We start from the raw sequence: 21,547 nt of genomic DNA, 5'->3' as shown, positions 1-21,547 counted from the left end.
CCCTCCCAACTTTGTGTGCACGGCATCTCAAGCTGGTGCGTCGGCCCCCTAGTGGCCGCAGGCCGGACACAGGGTTGCTTTCCAAATCTTTCCGCAGGACGGAGGAGCCCCCGCCGCACGTAGTGCGCAGCGGAGGCTCCGACATGTCCGAGGACGATTTGGAAAGCAACCCTGTGTCCGGCCGGAGGGACCCAAACACGGCCATGCTTCTTATGTGCAGCAAAGCTAATGCTGCTAAAATATTAAGCGCTCATGTAGTTTAAACGCACGACGATAAGGAGCACCAGTGGGTAACCACTTCCGTACCTCCGGTGCGGGCGATGATGCCCCCAAGACGCAGACAGGCGTCCAGGGCAGTCGTTTCGCCACTCCGGATTCAGAGGGCCAGCCTGTTGCTCAGGCCCCCGTTCAGCCGGCAGATCAGGCACAGCCGGCATCCGATCCCTTTGCCTACAATCCAACCAGCGATGTCGCGCTTTCTGGCACGGCGGGTTTTGAGCCCGTTCAGGCCGTGACCGCTCGCGTGGAGCAGCCTCAGGCTGGCGCCGCCACGCCGCAGCCTACCATGGCCGGCATTCCCGACCCCTTGGCCCCTGCGACGCCGGCTCCTCAGCCTGCGCAGTCCGGTCTCTTTGCCGCTATTCCCGACCCCACGCAGCCTGCTGCCCCGGTGGTCGAGAGCGATCAGGCCGCCGAGGTCGCAAGCCTCGATAACGCGCTCAACAACCCCGATTTTACGTCGGTGTTTGCGCCCATCGATCCGCAGGCCAGCCGCAAGAAGATGGCCAAGCAGGCCGGTGTCGAGCCCGTCATCCTTATGGAGCATGTCACCAAGATCTATCCGGCACAGCCCAACAAGCCTGCACTCGACGACATCAACATCGAGATCTATCCGGGCGAGTTTGTCTTCCTGGTCGGTCACTCCGGCTCGGGTAAGACCACGCTGCTGTCGACGCTCAACCGCGACGTCAAGCCGACGAGCGGTCGCATCCTGGTTGCCGGTCAGGACCTCATGAAGATCAAGAACCGCAAGGTTCCGTTCCTGCGCCGCCAGATTGGCGCCGTGTTCCAGGACTTTAAGCTTCTGCCGCAAAAGACCGCCTACGAAAACGTGGCGTTTGCCCTTCAGTGCATCGGCAAGCCCAAGGGCGTCATTCGCAGCCAGGTGCCCGAGGTGCTGCGTCTGGTCGGTCTGGCCGATCAGATGGACTCGCTGCCCGACCAGCTTTCCGGTGGCGAGCAGCAGCGCGTTGCCGTCGCCCGCGCTATGGTCAACCGTCCGCCGCTGCTGATCTGCGACGAGCCGACGGGCAACCTCGACCCGGCGATCTCACTGGGCATCATGAAGCTGCTCGAGCGTATTAACCGCACCGGCACCACCGTGATCGTCGCCACGCACGACCGCGAGATGGTCGATAGCATGCACCGTCGCGTGATCGCCCTTGAGGGCGGCCACGTTATCCGCGACCAGGAGAGGGGAGGTTACGGCAACTATGGCACCAACTAACGTGGGCTACTCCTTCAAAGAGGCAATCAGCCACTTCTTCCGTAACTGGACTACCTCGCTCGGCGCCGTCATCACGATCTTCCTTTCGCTGTTTATCATCGGCCTGTTCATCATGGGCTCCGCGATGCTGAACTCCGTGATCGGTACCGTCGAGGATCAGGTTGTCATCAACGCGTTCATTAGTGATGACGCCGATCAGGCCGATGTTCAGGCTTTTGAGGCCGAGCTTAAGACGTGGAATAACGTCAAGTCCGTGACCTATAAGGACAAGGACGACGCGCTGGCCGAGTATACGAGCAAGATGTCGGGCAACGCCGACGCCACCATGAGCGCGCTTGATGGACAGAACCCGCTGCCGGCTTCGTTTGCAATTGAGATGGACGATCCGTCCAAGGTCGAGAGCACGGCAGAGAAGCTCAAGAAGGATGCCGATTTCCAGAAGATCGCGGATGACGGGGACGTCAACGCGAGCGTGCTGTACGGTCAGGAGGAAGTGAGCCGCCTGTTCCAGGTGACCAACTACATCCGCATCGCCGCCGTGGTGCTCGTTGGCCTTCTGACCTTTATCGCTTTCATCTTCATCAACAACACGATTCGCCTATCCATCACGGCGCGTCGTCGTGAGATTGCGATTATGCGTCTGGTCGGCGCCAGCAACGGCTTCATTCGCGGCCCGTTTATCACCGAGGGCGTACTGCAGGCCATTTTGGGCTCGCTGCTTTCCATCGACGTTCTGGAGCTGCTGCGCAATCTGATGATTCCGCGTCTGCAGGAGAGCATCGGCTGGATGTCGTTTGCCCTGCCGATGCAGTACTACCTGGTGACCTATGCTGCGCTGATTCTGGTCGGCGTGATTATCGGCCTCTTTGGTTCTGCCATCGCCATGCGTCGCTACCTGCGCGTGTAGGCATGCCTGGAATTCATCCCTTCCAACGGGTCGTCTCTTATGGGGCGGCCCGTTTTTTGATCCCTAGGGGACGGCAGGAAAGCGAATCATTTGGGTAGACTCTTTGGAGTTCGCAATCGATAGTTAGGAGGCGCCATGGGGCGCAATAACAAGCATAAGCGTGGAGCTCGCAATAAGCGCGGGCCGGTGCGCAGCGAACGCCGTCCGAGCCTGACCGGGCGCGTGCAGCTCCATGAGCACAGTGCCTATGTCATAACCGAGAATGGCGACTACAAGGTCATGGGTCGCGGCAAGCGTGAGATCATGGACGGCGATACCGTTGCCGTGAGCATTAAGAACAGCCCGCACGGTGAGCGGCGCGCCGTGATCGAGGGTGTGGTTGAGCGCGCAGCCATAAGCGTAGTGGGTACGTACCAGACCGCCGGTCCGCTCGGTGTGATTGAGCCGCTCGATTCGCGTTTGAAGGCCGACTTCTTCATTCTGCCCGAGGATACCTCGGCGGATCGTCTGGGCGTTCACCCGGGTGATGCCGTTGTCGCGCGCATTTTGACCTACCCGACGCGTCTGGAATCGGGTACCGTGACGATCGAACGCCGCATTGGCGGAGATGACGCGCCCGATTTGGGCGTTCAATATGTGATGGCGCGTTACGGCTATACCGATAGCTATCCCGAGGCCGCGCTGGACGAGGCCGAGGGGCTTTCGCTCGATGTGTCCGCGGCGCTTAAGGACCCGCTCCGCCGCGATCTGCGCGACCGCTTTGTCATCACGATCGACCCAGTCGACGCGCGCGACTTTGACGATGCCATTTCGCTGGAGCGCACGCCCGAGGGTGGCTACAAGCTGGGTGTGCATATCGCCGACGTTTCACACTATGTGGCTTGGGACGGGCATATCGATCTTGAGGCTCGTCATCGCACGACATCGGTGTATCTGGCCGATCGCGTGCTTCCCATGCTGCCCGAACGCCTGTCCTGTGACCTGTGCTCGCTTCGCCCTGACGAGGACCGCCTGGCGTTTACCGTCGATATCGAGCTCGATGCGCAGGGCCGCGTGCGGCATTACGATCCGTACCCCAGCGTGATTCGCTCGCGTGTGCGTATGGACTATGATGGCGCCGAGGCGCTGCTGGTGCGTGCCGGTGCGGTTGAGTATTCGGTGCTGGAGGGTGCGGCCGAGGATGTTGCGGCTGCCGAAACCTCGCGCGAGGAAGCGCTTGAGCGCGGTCTTGCGTGCGAGGAGGCCGCCCGCGGCTACAACGTCGACCTCGGCGATTTCCTTGTCGCCGCCAACGAACTCGCCGAACTTCGCCGTCGTATTCGTCGCGCCCGCGGCTCAGTTGATTTTGACACGGCCGAGATTCGCGCTCTATTGGATGAGGACGGAGTACCCGTGCAGATTGTGGCGCGTGAGCGTTCGTGTGCCACGTCGCTTATCGAGGAAGCCATGCTGCTCGCCAACGAGTGCGTTGCAGAGTGGCTGGCAGACCGTGATATTGAGGCCTGCTATCGCGTGCATGAGGATCCGAGCCCCGATAGCCTGCACGGTGCCGCCGTTGCGCTGGCGCAGCTAGGCATCATCGACGATCGTCGTGCTGCCGGTATTGCCCTGGGGAGCCCCGATGAGCTGCAGGCTGCAGTCGATGCTGCCGCCGGTACGGCCAACGCACCGCTCGTTAACGCGCTGCTTCTGCGCAGCATGCAGCGCGCGCTGTACAAGCCGCGCAACGAGGGCCACTTTGCGCTCGCCGCGCCGTGCTACTGTCACTTTACGAGTCCCATCCGTCGCTACCCCGATCTGGTGGTGCACCGCGTGCTCAAACTGCAGTTGGCCTATGAGCAGCTCGGCGGCAAGGACGCCTTGGTCCGTACGCCGCGGCTGATCGGCAAGGGGCGCGAGTCGCTGCCGCGCATTCTGCCGCAGATCTGCCGCGCATGCAGCGATGCCGAGCGCGCGGCAGATGCCGCCAGCCATGCGACGCAAAAGATCAAGATCGCCCAGTACTATGAGGACCGTCTGGGCGAGCGCTATGCCGGAACCGTCTCGTGGGTTAGCAGCATGGGCCTCTTTGTGCGCTTGGACCTAACGCAGGTCGAAGGCTTGGTTTCGATCAAGAGCCTGGGCAACGAGTGGTTCGAGTTCGACGAGGACGCGCTTACGCTGACGGGCGCCGACACGGGGACTCGCTATGAACTGGGTCAGCGCGTGATTGTCGAGGTCTCGCGCGTCAATACCACGCGTGGGCACTTGGACTTTAAGCTTATCCATTAGCCAAATCCCGACTCATGGTGGGGGAGCGGAGGGCGGCCTTTCGGGACCGCCCTCCGCATTTGAATCGTGACTACCTTGCCGTCTGCTCGGCCGCCCGCTTACCTGCTGTTTGAGAGGTAAAACCTACCAAAATAAACCTGTCCCTTTTGGCAGGTTTACAAGAAAGCGGGGATGAGATGGCGACGGTGTACGGTTATGCGCGGGTGAGTTCGCGCGATCAGAATCTGAATCGGCAGCTGGATGCGCTGGGCGCCTATGGCGTGGGCTCGGCGAATATTTATGCCGACCATGCGAGCGGCAAGGACTTCGATCGACCGCGTTATCGCGAGCTGCTGCACGTCCTGGGAGACGGGGACGTGCTGGTGGTGCTTTCTATCGACCGACTTGGCCGTAATTACTCCGAGATTCTTGAGGAATGGCGACGCATTACCAAGGAACTCGGGGTTGCCATTGTGGTGTTGGACATGCCATTGCTTGACACGCGCGCTAGGGCCAGCGGCGCGCCGGATGTGACCAACGTCCTGATTGCCGATATTGTGCTGCAACTGCTGAGCTACGTGGCGCAGGTGGAGCGCGAGAATATCCATCGGCGCCAAGCGGAGGGAATTGCAGCGGCGCGGGCGCGAGGGGTCCGTTTCGGTCGACCTCGCAAGCCGTGCCCTCCTCAGTTTGAGCTGGTGCGCGATAGCTATGAGGCAGGCGATATTACCCGCAGCCAGGCAGCAAAGTGCCTGGGCGTGTGCGTGGGGACGTTCGATCGCTGGATGCGCGAGGCGGGGTAGGGGGTTTGCGTCGCTTTGTCGCTTCCTGTTGCGATTCAAATTTTGATACGGTGACGATGCCATTTGGGACTACACTCGCTGATATTCAAAAAAGGAGGTTGGCCCTTGGCGCGAGTAAAACAAATAATCGGTTTGACCGCGATCGTTCTGTTCGCTGCAACGCTGGCGGGTATCTGGGTGCTGACGGAGCAAAATGCGGTGGAGACGTCGTTGCTGAGCGAGTCCACCGCGCGTGTGGTGGAGGGCCAGGCTACGGGCGTTCAGGCTGTCGATGCCACGGGTGAAGCCCAGACGGAGTACGGAATGACCGGGGGCGCCGATTCGACTGCCTCGAATGTCCGGTCTGGCCGACTTGCTTCCATTCGCATGTGGGTGGGCACAAACGTCCGTCGCGTTGCCCATACCGTAGAGTTTTTCTTCGTCGGATTGTTCGCCTCCGTGGTCGTGGTTTGCTTTTCCAGGCGTCCGTGGAGCGTATGCTCCCGTTGCGTGCCCGTATTGCTCTTTTGCGCCGCCTGCTCCGTTGGCGATCAGGTGCATAAGATCTTTGTTCCCGGAAGGCATTTCGACGTTATCGATTTAGGATTCGACGCTGCGGGCTATGTCACCGCCATGCTGTTGGTATTGCTGGCGGCGGCGTTGGTGCGCCATGCGACTCGGCCGATCGGTGCCCATGCGAGGCGCTAGCCTTAAGACGAGACATCGCGACTGCCTATGCTTCGACATTGACTACAATAACGGCTGCAATCGCGAGTGGTCGTCGATGTGCAGTTTTCCAGACACCTGTTTTCTCTAAGAAAGGAAATCCCATGGCGGTGTTGTTTGTTGAATATCCCAAGTGCTCGACCTGTAAGAAGGCCAAGGCATGGCTGGACGAACATGGGGTAGAGTATATCGACCGCGATATCGTTTTGGACAATCCCACGGCTGATGAGCTTGCGACCTGGATTGCCCGTTCGGGGCTGCCGGTGCGGCGCTTCTTTAATTCGTCGGGCATGAAATATCGAGAGCTGGGCCTGAAGGCGCGTCTGGATGCGGGCATGACGGATCGGGAGTGCTACGAGCTGCTGGCGACCGACGGCATGCTGGTCAAGCGTCCGCTGCTGGTGGGCGACGACTTTGCGATTCCCGGCTTTAGGGAAGCGGCTTGGGCCGAGGCGTTGCTGTAGCAGCTGCGGAAAGTGCGACCCGTTTTGAGTGCTCAGGGCGGGACGTGTTTTCCATCGGCGGGCTCGCTCGGCTCAATCCTCGAGCTGTGCCCATTCGTGCGGATCGTAGACCTTTACGTGCTTGTTGGGCTTGCCGCTCCAGTACTCTTCGTCCATAAAGGGCAGATATGCCTGAATGCCGGGGCAGATAAAGGGAATCCGCTGCTGTTGCAGTCGCTCGCGCTGGCGCTGCTCCAGGTGCGCCTCGGATATGACGGTCGGCATACCGGACAGCTCGACGAGGCTTGCCTGGATTCGCTTAAGGTCGGGGAGTCCCGCGTGCCATGACACCCGCATGATCAAAAAGGATGCACGGCGGTATTTTGCCTGCATCACCGTGATGGCGGGGCGCAGTGTGGGATGGATTTTGTCTCGTTCGGGCCAAAGGTCAGCAGTGATCTCGAGGCCCAGGGTCTCCCATAGGTAATCAAGCTCTTCGTCCATGGTGCCTCGATATCCGTGCAATGATGACGGTTCGATTGTGCCATCAGCCGTGAGTGCTGCATTGTTGTAATCTACCAGCGGTAGATGTGGGATGTTTTACGGGCTTTGGCGCCGTACGTGTCGCTGGTGCTTCACAGGTCCTTCACGTGTTGGCCGTATTTGACTGAATTTCAAAAAAGTCAAAATTAGGGCTTGCGTCACGGCGGGACTTCCCGTATATTTCTTTCTTGCGCAAAGGCACAGCCGAGCGCAGCGATGCAGTCATTGGGATGTCGTCTAATGGCAGGACAGCGGATTCTGGTTCCGTCAATGGGGGTTCGACTCCCTCCATCCCAGCCATTGCATTTGCTACATATGGCCCGTTCGTCTAGCGGTTTAGGACGCCGCCCTCTCAAGGCGGAGATCACCAGTTCGAATCTGGTACGGGCTACCAAAATTGAACGCCCGGGCCTCGCAAGAGACCCGGGTTTTGTGTATTGACCGATGTTTAAGGCGCGTTGAGTCTGCCGCCTGGACCGAGGAGTTGTCATGGACCTGCCCATCAGCTTGCAAGACATCACGTATGCCGAGAACTATCTGGCGCAGGGCGACCTGGCTACGGCGACGCCGCTGCTGGAGCGCCTGGTGGAGCTCGCCGAGGAGTATATCGACGCTGAGTGCAAGACGGAGGAGAAGCGCCAATACTTTAGCTTTGATAGCAAGTTTGAGCGCTTGGCCTATCGCCGCGTGGAGAAGGATCCGCGCGAGCTCGTGCAGGTCGAGGTGCCGTTTGACCGCCTGTACTCTGATATGGCGTTTGCCTACATTCGCCAGCAGGATTATGTGAGCGCTCGTAATGCCCTGATGCAGGCTGTGCGTTGGGACCCCATGAACTGCAACTATCGCTTGGATTTGGCCGAGCTGTTCCGCGCACTCGAAGACAAGCAGGAATGGGCATCGCTCTCGTTCTCAGTGCTGGAGCGTGCAAGCGATGGCAAGTGCGCCGCCCGCGCTTACGCCAATCTAGGCCAGTACTTCTTGGAGCCCGAGACCGAGAACGTTTCGGCTGCCGTGGGCTGCGCGCGTCTGGCGCTGCGCCTGGCGCCCAACGATACGCATACGACGCGCCTGCTCAACAAGATCCATACTACCTATCCGAATGCCGCCGAGGAGAGCGACGAGCACGTGATGGGCGAGCTGGCGTTGCAGGGCGTTCCGACCTCACCTTCGGCCGAGATTGCCATCTGCCTGATTATGTGCGCGACCGATGCTGCAAGCGACGGCGACAAGCAGGAGGCGACGCGCCTGACGGTGCGTGCTCGCGACTTGGTGGGCGAGGAAGCCTGCGCGGCGATTATCAAACTGGTGCGCGAGAGCGATGCTGAGCTCAATGCCGAGCGCAAGGCAAAGCGCGAGGCTGTGGGCTCAAACGCCGATGGCGCCAAGGAGGCCGGCGATGCCCAGTAAGCGTGAACGCAAGCTCATTTCCAAGAATCGCTCGGCACATCACGAGTACTTTATCGATGAGACCTTTGAGTGCGGCATTGAACTGAGCGGCACCGAGGTCAAGTCGATTCGCGAGCGCGCCTGTCAGATCACTGACACTTTTGCGCTGATTCGTGGCGGCGAGTGCTGGCTCGTCGGCCTGCATATCCATCCTTATAGCCATGGTGGCGTGTGGAATCGCGATCCCGACCGTCGGCGTCGTCTGCTGCTGCACCGTAAGGAGATCGACTTTCTTGACGGCAAACTTCGCAACCGTGGTTATGCGCTGGTTCCGTTGGAGCTCTACTTTAATACCGACGGCCGCGTAAAGCTGCTGCTGGGTCTGGGTCGCGGCAAGAAGCTCTACGACAAGCGCGAGGACATGGCCAAGCGTGATGTCCAACGCGAGATCGACCGCGCCCTCAAAGAGCGCAACCGCTAGGCACTCTGTATGAGTCGCGGTGGAATACGGACTGTTTTGCCTGTTTGAGGGGCTATTCAGTCCCTATTTCACCGCAACTGCGGGTGTCTCATCTTTCTTACTGTTCTGACACATATGCCTCAAAGGCGGCGTCCGTTATGGGTGCCGCCTTTTTTGTGGGTACATACATCCATGAGGTTCCAACCCGAGCTAGGGGAGTGATCGTTATGGACAAAACTGCGTTCTTTACCATGCCGAGTGGCCTGTACGTGGTGAGCGCCGCGGCGGACGGGCTGCGTGCCGGCTGCGTTATCAACACAGCGGTGCAGGTGACATCCGCCCCGCCGCGCATCTCGATTGCCGTGAACAAGGAAAATGTCACGTCCGGCGTAATCGTATCGGCTAAGGCCTTTGCGCTGACCGTGATCGATCAGACGGCCGATATGCTCTACATTGGCAACTTTGGCTTTCGCACCAGCAGCGATTACGACAAGTTTGCCAAGTACGAGACCCACGAGACCACTCTGGGCATGCCCTATGTGCCCGAGCACGCGGCGGCGCTGTTTAGCTGCCGTCTGATTGATACCGTGGATGTGGGCACGCACCTGCTCTTTATCGGCGAGGTGGAGGACGCCGAGCGCTTGAGCGGCGAGGCCCCGCTGACCTATGACTACTATCACAAGGTCTTGAAGGGCAAGACGCCGCCCAAGGCTTCGTCGTATCAAGGCTAGAAATGTTCTAAAAATACTTGCATTATATTATTGAGAATCTATACTAATAAACGAAGTACATCACCAGTCGCGTTCGAGAGGAGAACATCATGGCTGAGGAGGAGAAGACCTATAAGTTCGTGTGCACCGTTTGCGGTTACGAGGTTGAGGTCGACACGCCCGAGCTGCCCGAGGATTACGTATGCCCGGTCTGCGGCGTCGGCCCCGATGAGTTTGAGGTCGTCGAGGAGTAACTCGTAGACACACGGCGATTAGCCATACAGAGCTCTGTCCAAGGGCCCCGGTCGAATTCTCGGCCGGGGCCCTTTTGATTTATCTGACGGTTTAAAACGGCCTTACGTGTTACAGATTGAGACGTTATACCTGGACAGTCACGCCATCCCAATTACATCCCCGTTAGCAGCACGATGTCGAGAACCGTTACGATGACGCCGATTCCTACGAGCAACGCGTTGAGCGGGCGCGAGTTGGCGTATTTGCCCATGACGCGGTGTGAGCTGGTGAGCCGTATAAGCACGAATACCGTGATCGGCAGCTGAAGCGACAGCAGCGCCTGGCTCCAGATGAGACCTTCAAAAGGATTTGGGACGACCAGACACGCCGCCACTGCGCCGACGAAACAGGCCGCCACCCCGATCGAGGAATGTCGGTCGTGGATGTCGTATTCCTCGTCGAACATGCCCGCGGTGATGGTGCCTGCCGCCATGCCTGCCGTCACACTACTCGAGAGGCCCGCAAACAGCAGCGCCACCGCAAAGATTGTCGAGCTTGCTGGGCCCAGAATGGGGGAGAGTGTGGCCGTTGCGACGGCGAGGTCGTCTACGACCATGCCGTGCGCAAAGAAGGTCGTTGCGGCCAGGATGACCATGGCCGAGTTGATTGCCCAGCCCACGCCCATCGAAAAGAGCGTGTCGAAGAGCTCATAGCGCAGACGCTCTTCGATAACCTGCTCGCCTTGGCCTTCGAAATGCATGGATTGGATGACCTCGGAGTGTAGAAAGAGGTTGTGGGGCATAACGACCGCACCCAGGACACTCACGATAATCGCGGCAGAGCCAGTGGGCATACTGGGCGTGATCCAGCTTGCGGCGGCTTGCGGCCAGTCGACCTTGACTAGTGCAAGCTCGGCCAAAAACGAGAGTCCTACCACGCCTACGAAGGCGATAATCCAGCGCTCGGCACGCTTGTAGGAGCTCGTCATGAGCATCGCCATCGATACTGCTGCCACGATGACGCAGCCGGCACGCACGGGCAGTCCAAAGAGCATCTGGAGCGCAATCGCGCCGCCCAGGATCTCGGCCATGGCGGTGGCGATGGTCGCGAGGTAGGCACTGGCGAGCACCGTGCGCCCAACGAAGCGGGGGAGAAAGCGGGTCGTGGCCTCGGCAAGGCAGGCGCCCGTGGCGATGCCCAAGTGCGCCGCGTTGTGCTGCAGCACAATGAGCATAATCGTGGACAGTGTGACGATCCACAGCAGCGCGTAGCCAAACTGCGAGCCCGCGGCCATATTGGAGGCCCAGTTGCCCGGGTCAATAAAGCCGACGGTCACGAGCAGCCCGGGGCCGATGTGCCGCGCAATGTCTAGGCCTCCGTGACCACCGGTGCGTCGGGAGCCAAAGTGTTGTTTGAGATGGTTGAGCATGGTGCGCTCCTGTGTATGGGCGGCGTGGCGTCGCATCTGGGTCGTGCGGCGCCACGCGTCGGGTTTGGGTTGGGGCTACTTGTGCGCTTTGCCCTGATTGGCCACGGCGTCGATCTTGGCGGCGATGGTTGCCGGGTCGCCGATGTAGCGCTTGTCGAGGACGTTGAAATCGGCATCGAAGGTGTAGACGAGCGGCACGCCGGTGGGGATGTTGACCTTGAGGATCTCCTCGGGCGTGAGGTGCTCGAACTTCATGACGAGAGAGCGCAGGGAGTTGCCGTGTGCGGCGATGAGTACGCGCTTGCCGGCGAGCATCTGGGGGCGAATCTCGTCTTCGAAATAAGGCCAGGCACGGGCTATCGTGTCCTTGAGGCACTCGGTGTAGGGCAGCTGGTCGGGTGCGACATCACGGTATTGCTCCTGGGTGTGGGGATCGCGCGCGTCGTTCGGCTCGAGTGCCGGCGGGCAGATATCGAAGGAGCGGCGCCAGATGAGCACCTGTTCGTCGCCGTGCTCCGCCGCGGCATCGGCCTTGTTGAGACCCTGCAACGCGCCGTAGTGGCGCTCGTTGAGCTTCCAGGATTTGATGACGGGCAGCCACTCGCGATCCATTTGGCCGAGCACGATGTTGAGGGTGTGGATCGCGCGCTTGAGGCGCGAAGTGTAGCAGACGTCAAAGTCGAAACCGGCTTCTTTGAGGGCTCGACCGCCTGCGGCGGCTTCTTCGCGGCCCGTGTCGGTGAGCTCTACGTCGGTCCAGCCGGTGAACAGGTTGAGTTTGTTCCACTCCGACTCTCCGTGGCGGATAAGGACGAGTTGGATCGTCTGCCGGTCTGTCTGGTTTGCCATAGGGGCCTCCTTAATGTGGCACGGCATGCGTGCCGTTTGTTTGACGCCGCAAAGGATACCCGTTTTAGGCTAAAAAGTTAACCAAGACTAACAAAATTGTTGTATTTGAATAGGATGATGAAGGGGGCTGCCGAAATGTCTTGATCTGTAACAACTAGGGATGGAAATTGGACCTAGGTGTTACAGATCGAGACAGGAAGAAATGGTCCTATGGAAAATCTCGATCTGTAACAGTTGGCTGCAAAAACCGGCCCTTCGTGTTACAGATTGAGACAAACCAAAACCGTCCTGCAGAAAATCTCAATCTGTAACATCTAGGCGCCAAAATTGGGTCTTCCTGTTACAGATTGAGATGTTTGAAGCGGTGAGCTTACGGGCCGAACCTGGGGTCCTTGTTGTCGCCCTTGAGGTCGGCGACACCCACTCGTAGGGCGTGCGTTACGCGATTGTTTCGAAACGGGTGGGAAACACAACGGGCCGGCGATGCTCCTAGTATGCCTATTCAAATGACTGTCTAATAATCTAGGGGAGGATCGCGATGCAGGCAGATTTCGCTCAGCAGCAGGGCCTTTATCGCCCCGAATTCGACCACGATGCATGTGGCATCGGCGCGCTTGCCGATATCAACGGCGAGCGCCATCACCAGATCCTGGACGACGCACTGTCCATTCTGGTCAACTTGGAGCACCGCGGCGGCACCGGACTCGAGAAGAACACCGGCGACGGCGCCGGCATCCTGTTCCAGGTTCCGCATCACTTTTTCCGTAAAGAGGCCCAAAAGTGCGGCCAGATTCTGCCGGCAGAGGGCGACTATGGCGTGGCCATGCTGTTCTTCCCGCAGGACGACAAGGGCGTAGAGGATGCCCGTCGCGTGTTTGAGGAGGGCTGCGCCGAGGCCGGCGTGCCGCTGCTCTTTTGGCGCGAGGTGCCCGTCGACCCGCACGACCTGGGCGAGACGGCCCGCGCCTGCATGCCTACCATCCTGCAGGCCTTTCTGGGCCGCCCCGACGACACGCCGGCCGGCGACGCATTCGAGCGCCGCCTGTACGTGTGCCGCCGCACCATCGAGAAGAAGGCCGACGCCGAGTTTGCCCTGCGCGACAAGATTTTCTACGTCTGCTCCATGAGCTCGCGCACCATCGTGTACAAAGGCATGCTTGTGGCCACGCAGATGCGCCGCTTCTTCATCGACCTCAACGACGCCGCCGTCAAAACGGCCGTGGCGCTCGTCCACTCGCGCTACTCCACCAACACCACACCCAGCTGGGAGCGCGCACATCCCAACCGCTTTATCATCCACAACGGCGAGATCAATACCCTCAAGGGCAACGTCAACTGGATTCGCGCCCGCGAACCCAACCTGTACAGCCCCGTGCTGCAGCACGATCTTGAGCGCGTGATGCCCATCATCAACCGCGAGGGCTCCGACTCCGCGATTCTGGATAACGTGCTCGAGTTCCTGGTCATGAACGGTCGCCCGCTCACGCGTGCCGCGTCCATGTTGCTGCCCGAGCCGTGGGACCACAACGACAGCCTGAGTGAGGAGCGCCGCGCCTACGACGCTTACCAATCCATGCTCATGGAGCCGTGGGATGGCCCGGCGGCCATCGCCTTTACCGACGGTCGCACGCTGGGCGCCGCCCTCGACCGTAACGGCCTGCGTCCCGCCCGCTACTATGTGACGCGCGACGGTCGCTTTATGCTGGCAAGCGAGGTGGGCACCATCGAGGTGAGCCCCGAGAACATCCTGACGAGCGGCTGTCTAGGGCCGGGCCAGATGCTCGAGGTCGACTTTGCCCGCGGGCGTGTCATCTACAACGACGAGTTGCGCGCCCGCTATGCCAGGGAAAAGCCCTACCGCGACTGGATTGCCGAGGAGACGCTGACCGTCGACGCGCTCGACAAGTCCGCCGCGCCCGCGCCCGCCGAGGATGCCGAGGTGCCTGCCGCCGTGCGCATGGCCAAGCTCGGCTATCACTGGGATGACGTCGACGAGGTCGTGCGTCCCATGGCCCAGCAGGGCAAGGCCCCGCTCGCCTCGATGGGCATCGACGCGCCGCTGGCCTGCCTGTCCAAGAAGACGCGTTCGTTCTACGACTACTTCTATCAGCTGTTCGCTCAGGTCACGAACCCGCCCATCGACGCCCTTCGCGAGCATATGGTCACCTCGACCACGCTCTACCTGGGCAACCACGGCAACCTGCTCGAGGACTCCCGTACGGCCTGTCAGCTGGTGCGCTTGGAGCGCCCACTGCTGAGCGAGGAGGAGTTCGAGCGTATCTGCGCCATCGACCGCGTGGGCTTTAAGACCCGCCGTTTCCGTGCCGTGTACCGCCGCGACGCGGGTGAGGGCGCGCTGCAGGCTGCGCTCAAGCAGCTTGCCGAAGACGTCGAGGCCGCGGTTCGCGATGGCGTGAACATCGTGGTGCTGAGCGATCGCGCCGGAGCGGGCGAGGTGCCCGTGCCGTCGCTGCTCGCCGTGGGCTGCGTGCACAACCACCTGATCCGTGCCGGCGTGCGCACCTTTGCCGATATCGTGGTGGAGTGCGGCGATGCCGTGTCTCCGCACGACTTTGCGGCGCTGGTGGGCTACTCCGCAAGCGGCATCTACCCGTACAACGCGCATGCGTGCATCCGCAATCTGGCGGCACGCGGCGACCTGGACGTGACGGCCGAGCAGGGCATCGCCAATTACAACAAGGCCGCGACGGCGGGCATCGTCTCCATCATGTCCAAGATGGGCATCTCCACGGTGCAGAGCTACCACTCCGCGCAGATCTTCGAGGCCGTTGGCTTTACGCCGGAGTTCGTCAACGCGTACTTCGCCGGCACGGTGAGCCGTGTGGGCGGTATGGGTGTCGAGGACGTTGAGCGCGAGCAAAATGAGCGCTATGACGCCGCGCTCGCTATCCTTAAGAGCCCGGCTCCCGATCAGCTGCCCACGTTGGGCCTGACCAAGTGGCGCCCGCTCGGTGGCGAGGATCACCTCATCGATCCGCAGACTGTCTACTTGCTGCAGACCGCCTGCCGTGAGGACAGCTACGACACCTTTAAGGAGTACAGCGCCCGCCTGCACCGCACCGGCCGTGCCGTGCGCCTGCGCGACTTGCTCGACTTTAATGCCAGCGGCCGCACGCCGGTTTCGCTCGACGAGGTGGAGCCCGCGCTCAACATCGTCCGCCGCTTTAACACCGGCGCCATGTCGTACGGTTCCATCAGCAAAGAGGCACACGAGTGCATGGCCATCGCCATGAACCGCCTGCACGGCCGTTCCAACTCCGGCGAGGGCGGCGAGGATCCGCGCCGCGAGACCCCGCTGGCTAACGGTGACTCCAAGAACTCCGCCATCAAGCAGGTGGCAAGCGCGCGCTTTGGCGTGACGAGCCGCTACCTGTGCAGCGCCTTCGAGATTCAGATCAAGATGGCCCAGGGCGCCAAGCCTGGCGAGGGTGGCCACCTGCCCGGCAAGAAGGTCTACCCCTGGATTGCCGAGGTCCGTCAGTCCACGCCCGGCATCGGCCTGATCTCGCCTCCGCCGCACCACGACATCTACTCCATCGAGGACCTGGCAGAGCTGATCTTTGACCTTAAGAACGCCAACCCCGGCGCACGCGTGTCGGTCAAGCTGGTCAGCGAGGCCGGCGTCGGCACCATCGCCACCGGTGTGGCCAAGGGTGCCGCCGACAAGATTTTGATCAGCGGCCACAACGGCGGCTCCGGTGCTGCGGCGCGCGATTCGATCTGGCACGCCGGTCTGCCGCTGGAGCTCGGTCTTGCCGAGGCCCAGCAGACGCTGCTGCAAAACGGCCTGCGCTCGCGCGTGGTGCTCGAGGCCGACGGCAAGCTCATGGACGGTACCGATGTCGCCGTTGCCTGCCTGTTGGGTGCCGAGGAGTTTGGCTTTGCGACCATGCCGCTCATCTCCATGGGCTGCCTCATGCAGCGCGACTGCCAGCAGGATACCTGCCCCGCCGGCATCGCTACGCAAAACTGCCGTCTGCGTCGCGGCTTCCGCGGCAAGCCCGAGCACGTTGAGCACTTTATGCTCTTTGTTGCCGAGCAACTGCGCGAGGTCATGGCGAGCCTGGGCTTCCGCACCATCGACGAGATGGTCGGCCATCCCGAGTGCCTGCGCCAGATCGAGGTCCCGGGCAACTGCAAGGCTAACCTGCTCGATCTGTCGCCCGTGCTGGCGAGCGCGACCTGTGAGTTTGGTGCCCACATCCCGGGTGCCGACGGTCGCCACTTCCTGCCGCAGATGGCCGCGGACAGCGAGCTCGACAAGACGCTCGACTCCACGTTGTTTGTGCCCTATACGGCCGATGCCCGTGCGCACCTGCGTCCGATTCGCTTCCGCGCCGATATTGCCAACGTCAACCGCTGCGTGGGCACCATCTTGGGCAACGCGGTGACCAAGGCGCATCCCGAGGGCCTGCCCGCCGGCTCCATTACCATCGATTGCGATGGCTCGGCCGGTCAGAGCTTTGGCGCCTTCCTGCCGCGCGGCATTACGCTCAACGTGTGCGGCGACGCCAACGACTACTTTGGCAAGGGCCTTTCGGGTGGCGAGGTGTCGGTGCGCCCCAATCCGCATGCGACCTACAAGTTCGACGAGAACATCATCGTGGGCAACGTTGCGTTCTTTGGCGCCACGAGCGGCCGCGGCTTCATTAACGGCCTGGCAGGCCAGCGCTTTGGCGTACGCAACTCCGGTGCCACGGTGGTGGTCGAGGGCTGCGGCAACCATGGCTGCGAGTACATGACGGGTGGTCTGGCGCTCATCCTGGGCGAGGTCGGGCAGAACTTCGCCGCCGGCATGACGGGTGGCGTGGCCTATGTCTTTGACCAGTACGGCACGCTCGATGCCCGTGTGAACCACGAGAGCGTTGAGCTTAAAGCCCCGTCGACCGGCGAGCTGGCGCAGATTCGCGAGCTCATCCAGGAGCACGTGGACGTGACGCAGAGCCCGCGCGGCATTAAGCTGCTCTACAGCTTTGAGACGATGAGCAAACACTTTGTGAAGGTCATTCCGACCGAGTACGAGCGCGTGCTGGCGATTGTCGCCGCCGCCGAGGCCGTCGGCAAGACGCATGCGCAGGCCGAGGAGCTGGCGTTTGACATTGTGATCGGTCGCGCGAGTGACGCGGATGTTGCTCGCTTCGATGTTGCGGGCGGTGCTGCGGGTGCTGCGTCCGTGGCTGCCAGCTCTGTTGCTTCGACCAAGAAGGAGGCGTAAGTGCCATGGGTAAGCCCGGTGCTTTTCTTGATATCGATCGCGTGACCCATGAGCTGCGCCCCGTGGAGGAGCGCAGCCGCGATTTCGATCCGCTGTACGTGGAGCTCGACGACGACGCGCGCCGTGCCCAGGCGAGCCGCTGCATGATGTGCGGTGTGGCGTTTTGTCAGATGGGCGCGAGCTTTGGCAAGGCACGTCCGAGCGGTTGTCCGCTGCACAACCTGATTCCCGAGTGGAACGAGCTGGTGTACCGCGGCCACTGGGACGAGGCCGCCGAGCGCCTGTCACTCACCTCGCCCATGCCCGAGTTCACGAGTCGCGTGTGCCCGGCGCTGTGCGAGGCCGCATGCAACCTGGGCTCGGTCGATGGCCAGCCCACGACGATTCACGACAATGAGCGCGCGATCAGCGACCATGAGTGGGCCAACGGCGGTCCGCGCCGCTTTGAGCCGGCAGGGGAGGGCGCACCCACGGTTGCCGTGGTGGGCTCCGGTCCTGCTGGTTTGGTGGCTGCATGGGAGCTTGCGCGTCGCGGTGCCCGCGTGACGGTGTTTGAGCGTGACGACCGCCCGGGCGGCCTGCTCATGTACGGCATTCCCAACATGAAGCTCGAGAAGTCCGTTGTCGAGCGTCGTGTGGCACTTATGCGCGAGCTGGGCATTGTGTTCGAGCTGGGTGCTGATGTAAGCGATCCCAAGGTTACCGCCAAGCTCGACGACTTTGACGCCGTCGTGGTGGCTGCCGGTGCTCGCGCCCCGCGTGGGCTTTCGGCTGCGAACATTGATGCCCCGGGCGTGGTGTATGCCGTGGACTACCTGACGGCTTCGACTGTCTCGGTGCTCGATGGCGGCGAGCCCGCGGTGAACGCGCGCGGCCTGGACGTTGTGGTCATTGGCGGCGGCGATACCGGTAACGATTGCGTGGGCACCGCGGTACGTCAGGGTGCGCGCAGCGTGCGCCAGTTTGAGTTCTTGCCGGCGGCGCCTGATGCGCGCGCGGCGAGCAACCCCTGGCCGCAGTGGCCTAACGTGAAGAAGACCGATTACGGCCAGCAGGAGGCCATCGCTGCCATGGGCGGCGAGATGCGCGCTTGGGGTGTGGATACGCTCGAGGTACTGTTGGACAAGAAGGGCGCGGCCGCGGGCCTTCGCGTGGTCGATCTGGATTGGTCGGCTGGCAAGCCCGAGCGCATCGCGGGCTCCGAGCACAAGGTGCCGGCCCAGCTGGTGCTCATCGCCTGCGGCTTTACGGGTCCCGAGCATGGCGTGTTCGACGCCGTTGGCGTGCCTGTTGCCACCGCTGGTCGTCCGCTGCCGGTGATGGCTGCCGAGGGCTCGCACCTTGCGGCCCGTGTCGACGGCGTCGCCGCGGATGCCGCGCCGGTGTATGTGGCCGGCGACGCTCGCAACGGCAGCTCGCTCGTGGTGAACGCCATGGCCGATGCCCTGGCCTGCGCAGCCGAAGTCGCCGATGCGCTGGAGCTGTAAAGTAGTCATTTAAGAACGTCCCCAATGACTAGTCATTTTTTTGTCTAGTCGTTGGGGACACTCTTTGCGAGCGATTTGCTCGTTTGTCGACGTACGGGTGTTTATTTGTCGACTTCTTGGGCTGTGGTCACCTGTTGTTTCTGTGGTGGCTGTGGGTATCTGGCTCAAAAGGGCGGGTTGGCCGTCTATGTTTACCTGCGGTTTTGTTGCGGTGCGCATTTTCGGTCAAGCTTTTCGTCAAGTGTTTGGTCAGCATCTGGTTTGCAGCCGGAGGCCTATTTTGCCCGCGCTGGCCGTGGCCGACCACCCTCCTCGTAAGCTCAAATTGAGGTCTATCAGTTTGAGGAGGATGCCATGACTGACCACGTTTTAGACCGAGCGCATCTGGCCGAAGCCGTCGGCAACGATATTGCCGACATGGCCCATTTTTGGATGCTGCGGAAGTTTCAGTTTTTGGAGCCGGCACGCGAGCAGTTCGAGATCATTGTCGACCCATGGCTCAGCTATTGCACCGAGCCTTCGCAAAACGAAATCATGGCCTACAACATGGCATTTACCGATTGGCTGTTCTTCGAGCGCTCCTATCGCCATGGCAAGACGCTGCTCGAGCTGTATGTTGACGAGCCGCCGGCATCGCTTTCGCCTGCCTCGCTCAAGCGGCTCGAGCAGGTGCGCGACACGCAGTATTTCTCGCGCTTTGGCATTTTGGACAAGGATCCTGCGAACGGCATGGTTGCGCTGAAGGATACGCGCGCCGACCTTCGCTTTGATGTCTACGACCCGCATATCGTGCAAAAGGAGCATTGGAGCGACGGCGCGATCGCGGTGCGCCTCGCCTGCGTCGACGATGTCTGGCTGACGGCGGGACAGCTCTATCTGTATGACATCGCGCGCCTGAGTGACACGGCGGTCGATGGACCGGGTGCGGTGCATCCCGAGGATCTGCAGGACGGCTTTGACACCTCGTGCGTCAGCTTCTTTTTGCGCCTGGTCCGCGACATCATGGGCGCCCAGGGGCGCTACGTGAAGTCCCTCAACATCTACGAACAAGAATGGGAGTAGGGGATGTGACTGGTGCCGCCCTACAGCCCTGACTTTGTCTCAATCTGTAACGTTTGGCGGCTGTTTGGGCCCGTAACTGTTACAGATTGAGACGGAAGGTTGGCGGCTGCCGAAAGATCTTGTTCTGTAACAACTAGAGGCTCAAAGACAGTCCTCCTGTTACAGATCAAGACATTTGTCAGCGGAGGCAACGGTGACGATGGTCCATTTGTCTGACGTGGTGGTGATGAAAGTGTCTAATACCGTTTTCAAACACAAGCATACGACTCGCAACACGTTGGCGCGGAATAGGATGCTCGCGCGGCTCACGGAGACGACCGAGCAAGGTGCGCTGCTTGCAACGCATGACAGCACCGAGCTCATGTGGCTGCGGCGCCATGTTGGAACCGACGATATCGCGGAGCCCGAGCCGTACCTGTTCTGTTTTCAGCATGATTGGGATGCATTGACGCCGGCGGAGCGAGCGCTGAGGACTATCAAAGGGCTTGCGGAATTTCATCCCGATTGGGCGTTTTGGGGCTATGACGCGGCGCTTTTGTGGGGTTTGGAGGTGCCGAATGATCTGCTCGGGCCGCGTTATCTTGTTAAGACGGGTTGTTCGGTGACGTTGAGCAGCGGGTGCAGGTTGTTGCGTCCGCAGATGGCGGGCGCGCTCGAGCGTGTCGATGGCGTGCGGGTGACGTCGTTTTGGCGCACGGTGGATGATTGCTTGCTGCGTGCGCCGTTCTCCTACGGATTGGCGATTGCCGATTCTGTACTGCGGGCGAAAGGCGTATCACGTGGGGATTTGTGCGAGCGCCTCCGCGCCGATTGCGAGGGCAGGCGAGGGTATCGCAGGGCACAGGTGATTGCGTCGTATGCGGACGGGCTGTCCGAAAACGGCGGCGAGTCTCGGTTCCGAGCGTTCTTTATTGCGTACGGCTTTCCGGTTCCGGAGCTGCAGGTGGAGTTTCGCGATCCGCTCGATTCGAGCCAGGTGTTTCGGGTTGATTATTTCTGGAGGCTCGAGGATGGGACATGTGTCATCGGCGAGCTCGACGGGAAGGGAAAGTATACCCTGCAGGATGGTGGGGATCGGGGGTCGGTCGACCCATTCGTGGCAGAACGTCAGCGAGAGTCTCATCTGACGATGCTCGGGCACAAGGTGCTTCGGTTTACGTTTGATGAACTCAAGAACCCGGGGAAGCTGGCTGAAAAGATGAGACTGGCGGGAATTCAACAGCGGGCCGATCTGGCTGAGGAATGGAGACGCCAGTGGTATGGGCGCTGAGAGGTTTTGTCTCGATCTGTAACGTTTAGAAGTTGTTTGAGTTCGTAATTGTTACAGATCGAGACAAACCGGTGAAACGTCGACCGAATGTCTCGATCTGTAACATCAAGGGGCCCAATAACCCTGTACCTGTTACAGATCGAGACATTCCCCTGATGTTGCTGGGGTGGGGCTGCAACGTATTCCGTCCCCCACATCCCCTCGTCCCTCCGTTAACCGATATGCTCGACTTTAGGTCGCTGCATTAGGTGATAATGGACAAATGT

Annotated in this window: 17 protein-coding genes and 2 tRNA genes; 16 read left to right on the top strand and 3 right to left on the bottom strand. The window is 61.0% G+C overall.

All coding sequences use genetic code 11. From position 1 onward, the window contains the following. Positions 1-286 precede the first annotated feature (286 nt). The 6 genes from ftsE to I2D57_RS00395 all read left to right on the top strand — a co-directional run bounded on the left by ftsE (position 287) and on the right by I2D57_RS00395 (position 6,636). Complete coding sequence (ftsE, locus tag I2D57_RS00420; RefSeq protein WP_324249175.1) at positions 287-1,507, top strand: cell division ATP-binding protein FtsE; 1,221 nt, start codon at positions 287-289, stop codon at positions 1,505-1,507. Then, a complete protein-coding gene (ftsX, locus tag I2D57_RS00415) occupies positions 1,494-2,414 on the top strand; it encodes a permease-like cell division protein FtsX (RefSeq protein ID WP_195361106.1) in 921 nt (306 codons plus the stop codon). The genes ftsE and ftsX overlap by 14 nt, the downstream gene beginning before the upstream one ends. Positions 2,415-2,549: 135 nt before the next feature. Next, on the top strand, positions 2,550-4,685 hold the full coding sequence (locus I2D57_RS00410) for a ribonuclease R family protein (RefSeq protein ID WP_195361105.1): 2,136 nt from the start codon (positions 2,550-2,552) through the stop codon (positions 4,683-4,685). A 176-nt stretch (positions 4,686-4,861) separates the two neighbouring features. Continuing rightward, on the top strand, positions 4,862-5,467 hold the full coding sequence (locus tag I2D57_RS00405; protein ID WP_055285671.1) for a recombinase family protein: 606 nt from the start codon (positions 4,862-4,864) through the stop codon (positions 5,465-5,467). 105 nt (positions 5,468-5,572) lie between these two features. After that, entirely contained in the window at positions 5,573-6,154 is a 582-nt protein-coding gene (locus tag I2D57_RS00400; RefSeq protein WP_195247216.1) for a VanZ family protein, read from the top strand. 122 nt (positions 6,155-6,276) lie between these two features. Beyond that, positions 6,277-6,636 carry an arsenate reductase family protein gene (locus tag I2D57_RS00395; protein WP_055251871.1) on the top strand — a complete coding sequence of 120 codons (360 nt, stop codon included), beginning with the start codon at positions 6,277-6,279 and terminating at the stop codon, positions 6,634-6,636. A 72-nt stretch (positions 6,637-6,708) separates the two neighbouring features. Here the strand turns inward: I2D57_RS00395 and I2D57_RS00390 are convergent, their stop codons facing one another. After that, positions 6,709-7,119, bottom strand: coding sequence for a hypothetical protein (locus I2D57_RS00390; RefSeq protein ID WP_195361104.1), 411 nt, complete (start codon positions 7,117-7,119; stop codon positions 6,709-6,711). Between the two features lie 265 nt (positions 7,120-7,384). Between I2D57_RS00390 and I2D57_RS00385 the strand changes: the two genes are divergently transcribed. The 6 genes from I2D57_RS00385 (at position 7,385) to I2D57_RS00360 (ending at position 9,968) form a co-directional block, all read left to right on the top strand. Next, positions 7,385-7,458, top strand: a tRNA-Gln gene (locus I2D57_RS00385). A gap of 17 nt (positions 7,459-7,475) precedes the next feature. After that, positions 7,476-7,552: transfer RNA gene (locus tag I2D57_RS00380), tRNA-Glu, on the top strand. A 95-nt stretch (positions 7,553-7,647) separates the two neighbouring features. After that, complete coding sequence (locus I2D57_RS00375; RefSeq protein ID WP_195361103.1) at positions 7,648-8,565, top strand: tetratricopeptide repeat protein; 918 nt, start codon at positions 7,648-7,650, stop codon at positions 8,563-8,565. Continuing rightward, a complete protein-coding gene (gene smpB / locus I2D57_RS00370) occupies positions 8,555-9,025 on the top strand; it encodes an SsrA-binding protein SmpB (protein ID WP_006235325.1) in 471 nt (156 codons plus the stop codon). The genes I2D57_RS00375 and smpB overlap by 11 nt, the downstream gene beginning before the upstream one ends. Before the next feature lie 206 nt (positions 9,026-9,231). Then, on the top strand, positions 9,232-9,735 hold the full coding sequence (locus I2D57_RS00365) for a flavin reductase family protein (protein WP_195361102.1): 504 nt from the start codon (positions 9,232-9,234) through the stop codon (positions 9,733-9,735). Between the two features lie 89 nt (positions 9,736-9,824). Continuing rightward, the gene (locus I2D57_RS00360) at positions 9,825-9,968 is read left to right on the top strand and encodes a rubredoxin-like domain-containing protein (protein WP_195361101.1); all 144 of its coding nucleotides are present in this window, start codon (positions 9,825-9,827) and stop codon (positions 9,966-9,968) included. 152 nt (positions 9,969-10,120) lie between these two features. On the opposite strand, the gene I2D57_RS00355 is transcribed toward I2D57_RS00360, so the two are convergent. Then, entirely contained in the window at positions 10,121-11,377 is a 1,257-nt protein-coding gene (locus tag I2D57_RS00355) for an Nramp family divalent metal transporter (RefSeq protein WP_195361100.1), read from the bottom strand. 75 nt (positions 11,378-11,452) lie between these two features. Beyond that, the gene (gene gpmA / locus I2D57_RS00350; protein WP_195361099.1) at positions 11,453-12,226 is read right to left on the bottom strand and encodes a 2,3-diphosphoglycerate-dependent phosphoglycerate mutase; all 774 of its coding nucleotides are present in this window, start codon (positions 12,224-12,226) and stop codon (positions 11,453-11,455) included. Positions 12,227-12,764: 538 nt separating this feature from the next. Between gpmA and gltB the strand changes: the two genes are divergently transcribed. The 4 genes from gltB (at position 12,765) to I2D57_RS00330 (ending at position 21,281) form a co-directional block, all read left to right on the top strand. Next, on the top strand, positions 12,765-17,462 hold the full coding sequence (gltB, locus tag I2D57_RS00345; RefSeq protein WP_195361098.1) for a glutamate synthase large subunit: 4,698 nt from the start codon (positions 12,765-12,767) through the stop codon (positions 17,460-17,462). Between the two features lie 5 nt (positions 17,463-17,467). Next, the gene (locus tag I2D57_RS00340) at positions 17,468-18,949 is read left to right on the top strand and encodes a glutamate synthase subunit beta (protein ID WP_195361097.1); all 1,482 of its coding nucleotides are present in this window, start codon (positions 17,468-17,470) and stop codon (positions 18,947-18,949) included. Between the two features lie 354 nt (positions 18,950-19,303). Beyond that, entirely contained in the window at positions 19,304-20,011 is a 708-nt protein-coding gene (locus I2D57_RS00335; protein WP_195361096.1) for a hypothetical protein, read from the top strand. Positions 20,012-20,204: 193 nt separating this feature from the next. Continuing rightward, on the top strand, positions 20,205-21,281 hold the full coding sequence (locus I2D57_RS00330) for a hypothetical protein (RefSeq protein WP_195361095.1): 1,077 nt from the start codon (positions 20,205-20,207) through the stop codon (positions 21,279-21,281). Positions 21,282-21,547: the final 266 nt, after the last annotated feature.

Origin of the sequence: Collinsella aerofaciens (genome assembly GCF_015553355.1) — a bacterium.
GTDB classification, from domain to species: domain Bacteria; phylum Actinomycetota; class Coriobacteriia; order Coriobacteriales; family Coriobacteriaceae; genus Collinsella; species Collinsella aerofaciens_V.
This window is presented reverse-complemented; position numbering and strand designations above follow the sequence as displayed.